Origin of the sequence: Micromonospora sp. WMMD956 (genome assembly GCF_029626125.1) — a bacterium.
Taxonomy (GTDB): domain Bacteria; phylum Actinomycetota; class Actinomycetes; order Mycobacteriales; family Micromonosporaceae; genus Micromonospora; species Micromonospora carbonacea.
In genome coordinates this window covers 6,957,658-6,970,669 of the sequence record NZ_JARUBI010000005.1, presented here as the reverse complement: position 1 = coordinate 6,970,669, position 13,012 = coordinate 6,957,658, and the positions used below count along the sequence as shown (strand labels likewise).

Genomic DNA, 13,012 nt, shown 5'->3' with positions numbered 1-13,012 from the left:
TCCTACCCCGCGTCCGTCCCGGCTACCCCGGCCGGGGTCCCGTCGGTGAAGTAGGGTTCGGCCGCCTCCAGCCGGGGCGTCCGCACCCCGAGCCTGCGCGCTTCGGCCAGCGTGTCGCGGCAGATGGCGCGCAGCTCCTCGGGGTTGGCGTGGGCCGACGTGACCCGGCGCATCGGTGGGAACCAGGCGAGCAGCCAGGCGAGCGCCGGCGCGGCCAGCCAGAGGGGCGCGGTGAACGGCAGCAGCTCGGCCCGGTGCCGCCGCAGCTCGACGCCGCGCGCCTCGACCAGCGGCAGCAGCTCGCGGATGGCGAGGATCGCCTCGCGTACGTCGCGGCGCGTCATCGTGGACAGCGAGCCGCGCCGCAGGCTCTGCGTGTGCAGGCCCGCGTTCTGCACGAAGTGGACCGCCAGCCAGCCCCGGAAGTCGGGGTTCTCCTTGATCCGGAGCCCCGCCCCGCGCAACAGTTCGCGTACGGCCTGCTCGCGCGCGGTCGGCGGTCGGCCGAGGGTGCCGAGGAAGACCACGGGCAGCAGCGCTCCGCGCAGCACCCCGTCGTCGCCGAACCCGCCGCCGGCCCCGGGGAAGCCCCAGGCCACCTGCTCCGCGGGGAGCGCCGCGATCGCGGTCGGCGGCTCGACCCACAGGTTGTTGAAGACGAGCACCGTGGCCCCGCCCACGCGTGGCCCGAGGAAGGCTGCGGCCTCCGCGAAGTTGTAGTGCTGCACGCTCAGCACGATCAGGTCGAAGTCGTGGTCCGGCTCCAGGGACTCGCGGTAGCGCACCGGCCACTTCTCGGTGACCCGCTTGCCCCACGGCAGGCGTCGCGCGTCGAGCAGATCAAGGTCGATCGCCTTCCCGTACGCCGCCGCCCGCCCCGGCCGGACGTAGAACTCGACCTGGTGCCCGGCCCGTTCCAGGGCCCACCCGTAGACGGCGCTGATGACGCCCCGGCCGAACATCAAGATCTTCACGCGTCACTCCGTACGCTACAATTTGGAGACCATCTCCACTTCCAAAATATGGAGACCGTCTCCACTTGTCAACGGGGGCCGCACGTGACCGACGCCAAGCCGCTGCGCGCCGACGCCCGCCGCAACCGCGACGCCCTGCTCGCCAAGGCGCGGGAACTCTTCGCCGACAACGGCTTCGACCTGCGCTTCGACGACTTCGCCAAGCTGGCCGGCGTGGGCACCGGCACGCTCTACCGCCACTTCCCGACCCGGGAAGCCCTCGCCGAGGCGGTCTACCGCGAGGAGCTCGCCGCCCTGTGCGACCGGGCCCGCACCCTACGCGCCACCGTCCCGGCCGACGAGGCGCTGGAGTCCTTCCTGCGCGGGCTCGTCGCCCACCTGCACGCCCACCAGGGCCTCGCCCGCACCCTCGCGGTCCTCATGGCCACCCGCGCGGAGGCGATGGCCGAGGGCGCCCAGGCCCTGCACGGGGTCGTCGCCGACCTGCTAGCCTCCGCCGTCGAGGCGGGAACCATCCGCGCCGACGTGAGCGCCGGCGCCGTCATGATCGCCCTCCAGGGCATCTGCGCGGCGTACGACCACCCGGACTTCCGCGCCGACGCGGACCAGGTCGTCACCCTCGTCCTCGCCGGCCTCCGCCACCCCGCACGCCCGCGCCAGGCCGGCGACAACGCGGTATCGGCGGGCCCGGACACCGGCACCTCGCCGACCTGGCGACCGCCGACGCCGGCCCGGTAGCGTGCGGCCGTGACGGACGGGTGGGCGTGGGACGAGTCGCTGTTCGAGGGCGCCGCCGCGCACTACGAGCGGGGCCGCCTGCCCTACGCGGAGGGGTTCGTGGCGGCGCTCGCCGACGAGCTGGGGCTCGACGGTTCGGGGCGGTTGCTGGACGTGGGCTGCGGCCCGGGGACGGTGACGGTGCCGCTGGCCGGGTGGTTCGCCGAGGCGGTGGGCGTGGACCCCGACGCCGGGATGCTCGCCCGGGCGCGGCTGCGGGCCGCGCGCGACGGCGTGGGCAACGTCCGGTGGGTACGCGCGCGGGCCGAGGACCTGCCCGCCGGGCTGGGCGTGTTCCGGGTGGTGGTGTTCGCGCAGTCGTTCCACTGGACGGTGCAGGACGCCGTCGCCGCCACGGTGCGGGGGATGCCGCCGCCGGGCGGGGCGTTCGTGCACGTCGGCGAGGTCACGGAGCCGTCGTCCACGCAGGGGCTGCCGCATCCGACGCCCCCGTACGACGGGATCGCCGACCTGGTGCGCCGCTGGCTCGGGCCGGTGCGGCGGGCCGGTCGGGGGTTCCTGCCGGGCGGGACGCCGGGCGGCGAGGCGCAGGTCCTGGCCGGGGCGGGCTTCGCGGGCCCGGCGCGGCTGCGGGTGCCCTCCGGCGCGGTGGCGCGGCGGTCGGTCGACGACGTCGTGGCGTGGGTGCACTCGCGGTCGGACGGGGCCCCGCACCTGTTCGGGACGCGGCTGGCGGAGTTCGACGCCGAGCTGCGCGCCCTGCTTCTCGCGTCGTCGGCGGGCGGATGGTTCGCCGAGCGGGTGCCCGACACGGAGGTGCGGATCTGGCGTACCGCCCGGGCCTGAGGGGCGGGGCCCGGCCGGGTGGCGTGCCGCCGGCCGGCACGGGGGTCGGCCGGCGGCACGCGGCGGGGCGGGCCGGTCAGCCGGCCGCGACGGACGCGGCGGCGGCCACCTCGGCCAGCGGCCCCTGCACCAGTGGGCCCTGCACCGAGCCGCCGATGCGGTGGGCCTCGGCGAGGAGGTGGGCGCGCCAGCGCCGCCACAGCGGGGTCATCCGGGAGGTCAGCCAGACGACGTCGACGGCGTCGTCGGGCAGGACGGTGCGGATGCCGAGGGCGTGGCGGGCCGGGTGCGCCGGGTCGTCGGGGAGCTTGGCGAGCAGCGTCTCGTCGTAGTCGAACAGGTGGGCGGGCGGGAAGCCGGGCGGCAGCTCGCCGCCGCAGCCGAACACGGCGATCCGGGCGCCGGGCGGCACGGTGTCGCGCAGCCGGGCCAGTTCGGCCGTGACGTCGAGGGCGCGGACCCGGTTGACGGCGCGGCGGATGGCGGGCAGTTCCTGGCGCAGGTGCCAGGCGCGGGTGTCCTCCAGTTGGGGCAGGTGCCGGGCGAACCAGGCCCAGAGCAGCTCCAGCACCGGCTCGGGGTGCTTGCGCAGGATGGTCAGGACGTTGCTGGGGTTGTCGCCGGTGTCGCCGGTGGCCTCCCGGGGGTGGGGGCTGTCCACCGCCCACGCCTCGCGGCTGACCTCGAAGGCGAGTCCGTGGCGGTCCAGGCGCAGGCCGAGCTCGATGTCCTCGCCGCCCCAGGAGCGGAAGTCCTCGTCGAAGCCGCCGACGGCGTGGAAGCCCGCCGCCGGCACGGAGCAGTTGAGCGACCAGAACAGCTGCCAGGCCAGGGGCACCCGGGACAGGTCGAAGGCGGTGCTGGCGAAGGTGGCGTGCCGGCCGTCCTGAAAGGAGGGCAGCGCGCCGAACGCGCGGACGATCTCCTCGGGGCTGCGGTCGCGGGTCGCGGCCTCCAGCCCGGGGAGGGGATCGCCGGGCTGGTAGCCGAAGGTGTAGCCGAGGACGGCGCGGGGCGGCCCGGGTCGGGCGTGGGCGGCGAGGTGGGCGGCGAGGAAGTCGGGGCCGGGCAGCACGCCGGTGTCGACGAACGCGAGGACGTCGCCGGTGGCGAGCCGGGCGCCGGCGTTGCGGGCGGCGGCGGCGCGGAAGCCGAGGTCGGGCTGGAAGTGGTAGCGCAGGCGCAGCCGGTCGGCGAACGCGTCGACGGTCTGCCGGGTGTCGTCGGTGGAGCCGTCGTCGGCGACGACGACCTCGTACCGCTCGGCGGGCATCCGTTGGCCGGCGAGCGCGGTCAGGGTGCCGCGCAGCAGGGGCGCGCGGTTGTAGGTGGGGACGATGACGGAGATCAGTGGCGTTGCGGCGCCAGATGACATGGTGTGACTCCGGTACTCGGGGGCGTCACAACCTATCGACCGTTGACTGAGTCGCGCATCAGTCGTGAGGCTTGTTCATCTCCTGCTTCCGGAGCACGGGAAGCCCTTGCCCGAGTCACATTCCCGTATTGTCGGGCATCATTGTCGGGTATCCACGGTGACCGAAACGGCCCAGTCGCAGGCGGCGCGGCACGGGGCCGGGCCGCGTCCCGAACTGTGGGCGATGATCGTGATTTCTGGCAGGGTTGACACCATGCCGGCCCTCCTGCGTTCCCGTGTCACCGACTGGACCCTCACCGTGCCCGTGCTGGCCGTGGTGATCCTGGCTCTGACCTGGGGCAGGGAGCTGCCCCCGCTGGTCGTGGGGGTGGTCGCGACGTTCCTCGCCGGGGCGGTGCTCGCCGCCGTGCACCACGCGGAGGTGGTCGCCCACAAGGTGGGGGAGCCGTTCGGCTCGCTGGTCCTCGCCGTCGCGGTCACGGTGATCGAGGTGGCCCTGATCGTCACCCTGATGATCAGCGGCGGGGACAAGACGGTGTCGCTGGCCCGGGACACGGTCTTCGCCGCCGTCATGATCACCTGCAACGGCATCCTCGGCCTGTCGCTGCTGCTCGGGGCGCTGCGCCGCCGGGTGGCGGTGTTCAACCCCGAGGGCACCGGCGGGGCCCTGGCCACCGTGGCCACCCTGGCCACCCTCAGCCTGGTGGTGCCGACCTTCACCACCAGCCGGCCCGGCCCCGAGTTCTCCCCGCCGCAGCTCGTTTTCGCCGCCGTGGCGTCGCTCGCCCTGTACGGGCTGTTCGTGCTGGTGCAGACCGGCCGGCACCGCGACTACTTCCTGCCGGTCACCTCCGACGGGACCGTCGCCGACGCCGACGGCGACGGGCACGCCGACCCGCCGTCGACCGGCGCCGCCCTGGCCAGCCTGATCATGCTGCTGGTGGCGCTGATCGCCGTGGTGGGCCTCGCGAAGATGGTGTCCCCGGCGATCGAGGCCGGGGTCTCGGCGGCGAACCTGCCGCAGGCGTTCGTCGGTGTGGTGATCGCGCTGCTGGTGCTGCTGCCCGAGACCCTCGCGGCGGCCCGCGCCGCCCGCCGCGACCGGGTGCAGATTAGCCTCAACCTGGCCCTCGGGTCGGCCATGGCCAGCATCGGCCTGACCATCCCCGCCATAGCGATCGCCTCGATCTGGCTCGACGGGCCGCTGCTGCTCGGGCTCGGCGGCACCCAGCTGACCCTGCTGGCGCTGACCGTCGTCACCGGCGTGCTGACCGTGGTGCCGGGCCGGGCCACCCTGTTGCAGGGCGGCGTGCACCTGGTCCTGCTGGCCGCGTTCGTCTTCCTCGCCGCCAGCCCCTGATCCCGCGCCGCCACCCCTGCGGGCCGCGCGCCGGCCCGGCGCGGCCCGGCCCACGGGCGCGGCCCGGTCGACCGCGATCGGGGATGGTCACCGGGTCGCCGGCCGGGCATGATCGACAGGGAGCCGGGGTAGTGGACCGGTGGGACGAGCCCGGGAGGCACTGTGACGGCACGGTCGGGACGTCGACCCGGCGGTCCGCTGGCCGGTCTGCTGGCGGCGATGGTGCTGGCCAGCGGCTGCGTGGTCGGCGGGGTGAACGAGGGCGCGCCGCAGCAACCCCTGCCCCGGTCGACCCGCCAGCCCAGCTCGCCCCAGGGGGAGCAGACCCGCGCCGACGGCACCACCAGCGTGGCCGAGTTCCAGGAGGACATGGCCGTCGCGGTGGAGAAGGCCGAGATCTACTGGACCGCGCAGTTCCGGGCGTCGGGCCGGCGGTTCCAGCCGGTCCGGCGGGTCGTGCCCTACCAGCGGGAGGGCGAGGTCTCCTGCGCCGGGCAGGCCCTGCCCCGCAACAACGCCGTCTACTGCTCGGCGGGCGACTTCATCGCCTACGACGTCCGCTGGTCGGTCGCGGCGTTCCGGCAGGTCGGCGACGCGTTCCTCTACTACCTGCTCGGCCACGAGTACGCCCACGGCATCCAGGTGCGGCTCGGCCTGCGCGCCCAGTTCACCATCCAGCAGGAGTTGCAGGCCGACTGCCTGGCCGGGGCGTACATCGGCGGCTCGATCGAGGCCGGTGAGCTGCGGCTGGAGGACGGCGACCTCGACGAGTTCCGGGAGGGGCTGCTCGCCGTCGGCGACGACCCCGACCAGCCGTGGTTCGCCGAGGGCGCGCACGGCACCGCCGAGCAACGCACCGACCACTTCTTCCGGGGCTACGAACAGGGCATCGCGGCCTGCAACCTGGGCTGAGGGCGGGCGGGGAGCCGGGCCGACGGCGTCCCCGGCGGGGACCGGGTCCCGGCGGCGACCGGGCCGACGCAGGTCAGGGCGGGGACCGGGTCTCGGCCGGGGCGGGCCGGCTGCAAGGATCGGGTCGACCCCGCGACGCCTGGAGGACCCCCTGAGCAGCCACCACCCCGCCGCCGTGCTCTTCGACATGGACGGCACCCTGGTCGACAGCGAGAAGCTGTGGGACGTCGCGCTGCGCGAGCTCGCCGCCGAGTACGGCGCCACCCTCTCCGACGCCGGGCGCAAGGCGCTGATCGGCACCAGCATGGCCGACGCGATGCGGATCCTGCACGACGACCTCGGCCAGCCGCACCGCGACCCGCAGGTCAGCGCGGCGTGGATCGACGCCCGGATCCTGGAGCTGTTCCGCACCGGGCTGCGCTGGCGGCCCGGCGCGCTGGCACTGCTGCGGGCCGTCCGCGCGGCCGGCATCCCCACCGCCCTGGTCACCTCCAGCGGCCGGCCGCTGGTGGAGGTGGCGCTGGACACCCTGGGCCGGGACAGCTTCGACGCGGTGGTCTGCGGCGACGAGGTGGACGCGGCGAAGCCGCACCCCGAGCCGTACCTGACGGCCGCCCGGCTGCTCGGCGTGCCGATCGACAGGTGCGTGGCGATCGAGGACTCCCCGACCGGGGTGGCCAGTGCCCTCGCCGCGGGCGCGGCCGTGCTGGCGGTGCCGGCGGAGGTGCCGATCGCGCCGGCCGACGGCGTACACCAGCTCGATAGCCTGACCGGCGCGGACCTGGAGCTGCTGGCTGCCCTGCTCGGCGACCCGCCCGCGGCTGCCTGAATGCCGGCGGCCCCGCCCGGCCGGCCTCCCCGCGCCTGCGTCGATCTCCGTTGACGGTGCTCGGCGTGGCCACTATCCTCCGCTGCGTGTCCGGCCCCGAGGCATCCAGACGCTAGCCACCGCTGCGCGGTGGCTGGCCCCGACCAGGGCGCGGTGCAGCTCGGCCCAGGCTGAGCCCGCGCGCCTCGTCGCCGTGCCGTCACCCGCGCCGCCGCTGTTGCCCGGGATGCCGTAGCCGCCGCCCTGACCTATCGGGCCCGTGCTGCCGTCGCTCCCGGTCGCCTCGCGCGGCGGTGCCCGTGTGCCCGGCTGGACCGATCCGCCGCGCCGTGGCCCGCCGCGTTCCCGCCATCCACCCACGACGCGGTTGTGGAGTCGTCATGCCAATTGTGATCTACATTCTCGGGCTCGCCGTCTTCGCCCAGGGAACATCCGAGTTCATGCTGGCCGGCCTGATCCCGGACATCGCCGCCGACCTGCGGGTCTCCGTCCCGGCAGCCGGCACGCTCACCTCGACCTTCGCCGCCGGAATGATCGTCGGGGCACCGCTGATGGCCGTGCTCAGCCTGCGCTGGCCCCGCCGTTCGGCGCTGCTGGTCTTCCTGACCGTCTTCGTCGCCGTCCACGTCGTCGGGGCCGTCACCGGCAGCTTCGGCATCCTGTTGGCCACCCGCGTCGTCGGTGCCGTGGCCAACGCCGGGTTCCTGGCCGTGGGCCTCGCCACGGCGACCGGCCTGGCCGGGCCCCACGCCAAGGGCCGGGCCGCCGCCGTGCTGCTCGGGGGCGTCACCCTCGCCTGCGTCGCGGGCGTGCCCGTCGGCGCCGTGCTCGGAAACCTGTGGGGCTGGCGCTCGGCGTACTGGGCGGTGGCCGCCGTCTCCGTGCCCGCCGCCCTCGCGATCCTGCGTTCCGTGCCGCCCACGCCGCCGGGCACGCCCGTGCCCGACGCGCGGCGGGAGCTGCGCGCGCTGCGCCGTCCCCGACTGGCCGTGACCCTGCTGCTGGCCGCGCTGGTCAACGGCGCGACGTTCTGCACCTTCACCTACCTGGCCCCGCTGGTCACCGAGGTCAGCGGGTACGGCAGGGCGTGGGTGCCGGCGCTGCTGGCGGCCTTCGGCCTGGGATCGTTCGCCGGCGTCACCGTCGCCGGCCGGCTCTCCGACAGCCGGCCGATGCCGGTCCTGGTGGCCGGCGGCCCGGCCCTGCTCGCCGGCTGGCTGCTGTTCGCGGCGACCGCGGCGATCGCCCCGGTGGCGTTCCTGCTCGTCCTCGTGCAGGGGACGCTGTCGTTCGCCGTCGGGGCCACGCTGATCACGCTGGTGCTGTATCGGGCCGCCGACGCGCCGTCGCTGGGTGGCTCCTTCGCCACCGTCGCCCTCAACGTGGGCGCGGCCATCGGCCCCCTGTTGGGCGGTGCCGCGATCGGTGCGGGCCTGGGCTACCGGTCCCCGCTGTGGGTCAGCGCCCTGCTGGTGGCGCTGGCCCTGGCGGTGGGGCTGGCCCCGACGGCCCGGGGTCGGGACCGGACGGACGCCCCCGGGCAGCCGATCCCGTCGTAGTCCGCGCGGCCAGCCGCCGGCCCTGGGCGACCCCGGCCAGGGCGACCGGCGTGGGCGACCCGACCCGGGCCCGCCGTGGGCGACCCGGCCCGGCGCTCGGCGTGGGTGCCCGGTCCCGGCGCTCGGCGTTAAGAAGGGCCCCCTGCTATGCCGAAGGCGTTAACAGGGGGCCCTTCCTTGCACGTCAGTCGTGGGCGATCGCGCCCAGGACGTTGATCCGGGCGGCGCGGACCGCCGGCAGCGCCGCCGCGACGACCCCGATCAGCGCGGCCAGGCCGAGGAAGATCCCCATCTGCGACCACGGCAGCACCAGGTCGGTGATCCCCTCGTCCTTCAGCGCGCGGACCACCGCCGCGCCGAGGCCGGTGCCGACCGCGACGCCGAGCAGCGCGCCGAACACGGAGATCACCACGGCCTCCACGGTGATCATCCGCATGGTCTGCGCCCGACGCAGCCCGATCGCCCGCAGCAGCCCCAGCTCCCGGGTGCGTTCCAGCACCGACAGCGCCAGGGTGTTGATGATGCCCAGCACCGCGATCACGATGGCCAGCGCCAATAGGATCTGGATCATCGTGAGCAGGGTGTCGAAGCCGCTGGTCTGCTGCTCGATGTAGCTGGCCCGGTCGGCCACCGACACCTCCGGGTTGTCGGCCACCAGCGCGTCGAGCTGCGGCTGCACCTGCGACACCGGCGTGCCCGGGGTCAGCCGCACCAGCGCCGTGAACGGCTCCGGGTTGGTGAACTCCGGCCCCGCCTGCCGGGGCAGGATGATCGACCCGATGGACCGCTCGTCGGGCAGCACCGCCGCCACCGTGTACGTGTGCGGCCCCTCGCCCCGGGCGAACTGCGCGGTCAGCCGGTCACCGACCGACTTGCCCAGCTCCTTCGCGCCGGACACGCTCAGCGCCACCTGGTCCGGCTTGAGGGTGGCGACCGTGCCCGACTGCGGCACGGTGCCGTAGATGCGGGCCATCGCGGCCAGGTCGGTCAGCGCCACCACGTACGTCCGGTCGCCGTCGACGGTCGCGTTGTCGTTGTAGACGCCCAGCACCGCGTCCACCCCCGGCAGCGCGGCGGCCCGGTCCACCACCGACGCGTCGAACGTGGGCGGCCGGGGCCCCGTCTGCGCCCCGGAGATCACCAGCTGCGCGTCGACCGTGCGCTCCGCCGAGGCGGAGATGCTCGACTTCGCCGAGTCCAGGATCACCGTCACCCCGGTCACCAGGGCGATGCCGACCATCAGCGCGGCGGCGGTGATCGCGGTGCGGCGCGGGTTGCGCCCCGAGTTCAGCCGACCCAGCCGGCCCGGCACCGACCAGGCGAACAACGCCCCGAGCAGCGACACCACCGGGCGGCTGATCAGCGGGGTCAGCAGCGCCACCCCGATGAACGTGAACAGCACCCCGGCCAGGATCACCGTCAGCGTGGCCCCGCCCGCGTTGCCGGTCAGCCCCACCGCCAGCAGCCCGCCGCCGAGGGCGGTGACGACCGCCCCGGACACCGTGACCTTCGTCAGCGGCCGGTCCGGGGTGGCCACGTCCTGCATCGCCGCGATCGGCGGGATGCGCGCCGCCCGCAGCGCCGGCAGCAGCGCCGCGACCACCGTGATCAGCATCCCGACGGCGAACGCGCTGACCACCGCCACCGGGGGCACGCCGATCCCGGCCAGCTCCAGCCCGCCGGCGAACCGGCCGAACGCCCAGGCCAGCAGCGCGCCCACCCCGACGCCCGCGCCCAGCCCGAGGACCGAGGCGATCAGGCCGACCGCGAGGGCCTCCAGCACCACCGAACCGATGATCTGCCGCCCGCTCGCGCCGATGGCCCGCATCAGCGCCAGCTCCCGGGTCCGCTGCGCCACGATGATCGAGAACGTGTTGAGGATCAGGAACGTCCCCACCAGCAGCGCCACCGCGGCGAAGCCGAGCAGCACCTTGTTGAAGAACGACAGGTCCTCCTTCAGGTCGGCCGACGACGCGGCGGAGAGCTCCGCGCCGGTCTTCACGTCGTAGCCGGCGCCCAGCGTGCGGGCCACCTCGTCGCGCACCGTCTCGGCGCGCACCCCGTCGGCGACCCGCACGGTGACGTTGTTGAACGTGCCGGGCTTGCCGAGCATCAGCCGCTGGGCGGCGGGCGTGGTGAACGCGACCTCGTTCGCGCCGCCGATGGTGTCCCGGCCGCTGCTGTAGCCGAAGACGCCCACCAGGGTGAACTCGCGCCGCTTCGACTCGAAGGCGGTCAGCGCGCCGACCCGGTCGCCCACCTTCACCTTCGCGGCCTTCGCCAGTGCCGCGTTGACCGCGATCTCGTCGTCGGCCTGCGGGCCGCGCCCCTCGCGCAGCCGTACCAGGTCGGACTCGCCCGTCCAGTTCGTGCCGAGCTGCGGCGGACCGAACGACGTGACGACCTTGCCGTTGCTGCCGATCAGCCGGGCCCCGTCGGCGTTGACCAGGCCCGTGGCCGACGCCACCCCGGGCACCGCCCGCACCCGGTCCACCACGTCCGCGGGGAACGGAGCGGACACCTGCTCGCCCTCGCCCTCGCCCACCTCCAGCTTCGGCTTCGCGGCCACGTTGACGTCGACGCCGGCGTACGCGTCGGCGAAGATCGCGTCGAAGGACCGGCCGAGGGTGTCGGTGAGCACGAACGCCCCGGAGACGAACATGACGCCGAGCACCACCGCCAGGCCGGACAGGACCAGGCGCACCTTGCGCGCCAACAGGCTCTTCATGGTCGCCCGGAACATCAGTTGCCCACCTCGGTCGCGGCGGGGACGTCCAGCTTCTTCATCGTGTCCAGCACCGTGTCGGCCGTCGGCTCGATCAGCTCCGACACGATCTCCCCGTCGGCGAGGAACACCACCCGGTCGGCGTACGCGGCGGCCGTCGGGTCGTGGGTCACCATGACGATCGTCTGGCCGTGCTCGCGCACCGAGTTGCGCAGGAAGCTCAGCACCTCCGCGCCGGAGCGGGAGTCCAGGTTGCCCGTCGGCTCGTCGGCGAAGATCACCTCGGGGCGGGCGACCAGCGCCCGCGCGCACGCCACCCGCTGCTGCTGCCCGCCGGAGAGCTGCGCCGGGCGGTGGTCGAGCCGGTCGCGCAACCCCACCGTCGCGATCACCACGTCGTACCAGGCCGGGTCGGGCTTGCGCCCGGCGATCGACAACGGCAGCAGGATGTTCTCCTTCGCCGTCAGCGTCGGCAGCAGGTTGAACTGCTGGAAGATGAAGCCCACCTTGTCGCGGCGCAGCTTCGTCAGCCCGGCGTCGCCGAGCCCCGTCACCGTCGTGTCGCCGATCGCCACCGTGCCCCGGGTCACCGCGTCCAGGCCCGCCAGGCAGTGCATCAGCGTCGACTTGCCCGACCCCGACGGGCCCATGATCGCGGTGAACCGGCCCCGTTCGAACTCGGCGCTCACCCCCCGCAGCGCGACGACCTGCGCCTCGCCGCTGCCGTACACCTTCCACACGTCGCTGGCGCGGGCAGCGGCCTGCGCCTGCCGGCCTGTCGTCGCGGTCACGTCATCTACCTCTTCCGTCGGGCTGGGCCGCACCGGCCCCCGCTGGCCCGGTGCGGGCATGAGCCCATCCTCGGCCCCCACCGCCGCCGAACCCTCCGACTTCGGGCGGACCTGCGGCGGAAATCCCGCTGCGGGTGGGCCCGGATGCCGGCTCAGGGTTGCCCCTGACCGCTACGGGCGCGCGCCGCCGCCGGCTATCCCCGGGGCCGGACCAGACCCGACTCGTACGCGAGCACCACGGCCTGCACCCGGTCGCGCAGCCCCAGCTTCGTCAGCACGTGCCCGACGTGGGTCTTCACCGTCGTCTCGCTGACCGTCAACTCCCGGGCGATCTCCGCGTTGGACAGCCCCCGCGCCACCTGCACCAGCACCTCCCGCTCGCGTTCGGTGAGCGTGCTGAGCGCCCGGGGCGGCGTCGCCGTCGGATCGGGCAGCGAGTCGGCGAAGCGGTCCAGCAGCCGCTTGAGGATCCGCGGGGCGACCACCGCCTCCCCGGCGGCCACCGTGCGGATCGCCGTCACCAGGTCCTCCGCCGGCACGTCCTTGGCCAGGAAACCGCTGGCCCCGGCCCGCAGCGCGCCCACCACGTACTCGTCGAGGTCGAACGTCGTCAGGATCAGCACCCGCACCGGCAGCCGGGCCTCGACGATGGCCCGGGTCGCGGCCACCCCGTCCATCCGGGGCATCCGGATGTCCATCAGCACCACGTCCGGCAGCAGCCGGCGCGACAGCTCCACCGCCTCCACGCCGTCGCCGGCCTCGGCCACGATGTCCAGCCCCTCCTCGGAGCCCAGCACCATCCGGAACCCGGTGCGCAGCAGCGGCTGGTCGTCGGCGAGCAGGATCCGTACCGGCCGCGGCGGCGGCGCGCCCTCTTCGGTCATCTGGGGTCCCCCCGTCGCG

At 74.7% G+C, this 13,012-nt stretch carries 11 protein-coding genes; 6 read left to right on the top strand and 5 right to left on the bottom strand.

All coding sequences use genetic code 11. From position 1 onward, the window contains the following. Positions 1–2: 2 nt before the first annotated feature. Positions 3–974 (bottom strand): 2-dehydropantoate 2-reductase N-terminal domain-containing protein, encoded by a 972-nt coding sequence (locus O7628_RS30170; RefSeq protein WP_278135779.1) that lies wholly within the window; start codon positions 972–974, stop codon positions 3–5. A gap of 84 nt (positions 975–1,058) precedes the next feature. Between O7628_RS30170 and O7628_RS30165 the strand changes: the two genes are divergently transcribed. Both O7628_RS30165 and O7628_RS30160 read left to right on the top strand, forming a co-directional pair. After that, complete coding sequence (locus O7628_RS30165) at positions 1,059–1,712, top strand: TetR/AcrR family transcriptional regulator (RefSeq protein ID WP_278135778.1); 654 nt, start codon at positions 1,059–1,061, stop codon at positions 1,710–1,712. Positions 1,713–1,721: 9 nt separating this feature from the next. Continuing rightward, a complete protein-coding gene (locus O7628_RS30160) occupies positions 1,722–2,558 on the top strand; it encodes a class I SAM-dependent methyltransferase (protein WP_278135777.1) in 837 nt (278 codons plus the stop codon). A gap of 76 nt (positions 2,559–2,634) precedes the next feature. On the opposite strand, the gene O7628_RS30155 is transcribed toward O7628_RS30160, so the two are convergent. Then, positions 2,635–3,933: a glycosyltransferase gene (locus O7628_RS30155; RefSeq protein ID WP_278135776.1), complete on the bottom strand. Its 1,299-nt coding sequence runs from the start codon at positions 3,931–3,933 to the stop codon at positions 2,635–2,637. A 253-nt stretch (positions 3,934–4,186) separates the two neighbouring features. Between O7628_RS30155 and O7628_RS30150 the strand changes: the two genes are divergently transcribed. From O7628_RS30150 to O7628_RS30135, 4 genes are all read left to right on the top strand, one after another. Next, positions 4,187–5,293: an ionic transporter y4hA gene (locus O7628_RS30150; protein ID WP_278135775.1), complete on the top strand. Its 1,107-nt coding sequence runs from the start codon at positions 4,187–4,189 to the stop codon at positions 5,291–5,293. A gap of 162 nt (positions 5,294–5,455) precedes the next feature. Beyond that, on the top strand, positions 5,456–6,205 hold the full coding sequence (locus tag O7628_RS30145) for a neutral zinc metallopeptidase (protein WP_278135774.1): 750 nt from the start codon (positions 5,456–5,458) through the stop codon (positions 6,203–6,205). Between the two features lie 175 nt (positions 6,206–6,380). Further along, positions 6,381–7,034 (top strand): HAD family phosphatase, encoded by a 654-nt coding sequence (locus O7628_RS30140; protein WP_278135773.1) that lies wholly within the window; start codon positions 6,381–6,383, stop codon positions 7,032–7,034. A 380-nt stretch (positions 7,035–7,414) separates the two neighbouring features. Continuing rightward, on the top strand, positions 7,415–8,593 hold the full coding sequence (locus tag O7628_RS30135) for a Cmx/CmrA family chloramphenicol efflux MFS transporter (RefSeq protein ID WP_278135772.1): 1,179 nt from the start codon (positions 7,415–7,417) through the stop codon (positions 8,591–8,593). Positions 8,594–8,777: 184 nt separating this feature from the next. Here O7628_RS30135 and O7628_RS30130 read toward each other — a convergent pair whose 3' ends face one another. The 3 genes from O7628_RS30130 to O7628_RS30120 all read right to left on the bottom strand — a co-directional run bounded on the left by O7628_RS30130 (position 8,778) and on the right by O7628_RS30120 (position 12,993). After that, on the bottom strand, positions 8,778–11,336 hold the full coding sequence (locus O7628_RS30130) for an ABC transporter permease (protein WP_278135771.1): 2,559 nt from the start codon (positions 11,334–11,336) through the stop codon (positions 8,778–8,780). Next, a complete protein-coding gene (locus O7628_RS30125; protein WP_074477159.1) occupies positions 11,336–12,109 on the bottom strand; it encodes an ABC transporter ATP-binding protein in 774 nt (257 codons plus the stop codon). Before O7628_RS30125 ends, O7628_RS30130 begins: the two co-directional genes overlap by 1 nt. Before the next feature lie 194 nt (positions 12,110–12,303). Next, positions 12,304–12,993 carry a response regulator transcription factor gene (locus tag O7628_RS30120; RefSeq protein WP_178065168.1) on the bottom strand — a complete coding sequence of 230 codons (690 nt, stop codon included), beginning with the start codon at positions 12,991–12,993 and terminating at the stop codon, positions 12,304–12,306. Positions 12,994–13,012 lie beyond the last annotated feature (19 nt).

What these genes read in the sequence shown, in the direction of transcription:
- O7628_RS30155 (WP_278135776.1), bottom strand. Translation starts at nt 3,933, where the DNA reads ATGTCATCTGGCGCCGCAACGCCACTGATCTCCGTCATCGTCCCCACC.
- O7628_RS30135 (WP_278135772.1), top strand. Translation starts at nt 7,415, where the DNA reads ATGCCAATTGTGATCTACATTCTCGGGCTCGCCGTCTTCGCCCAGGGA.
- O7628_RS30130 (WP_278135771.1), bottom strand. Translation starts at nt 11,336, where the DNA reads ATGTTCCGGGCGACCATGAAGAGCCTGTTGGCGCGCAAGGTGCGCCTG.
- O7628_RS30150 (WP_278135775.1), top strand. Translation starts at nt 4,187, where the DNA reads ATGCCGGCCCTCCTGCGTTCCCGTGTCACCGACTGGACCCTCACCGTG.
- O7628_RS30120 (WP_178065168.1), bottom strand. Translation starts at nt 12,993, where the DNA reads ATGACCGAAGAGGGCGCGCCGCCGCCGCGGCCGGTACGGATCCTGCTC.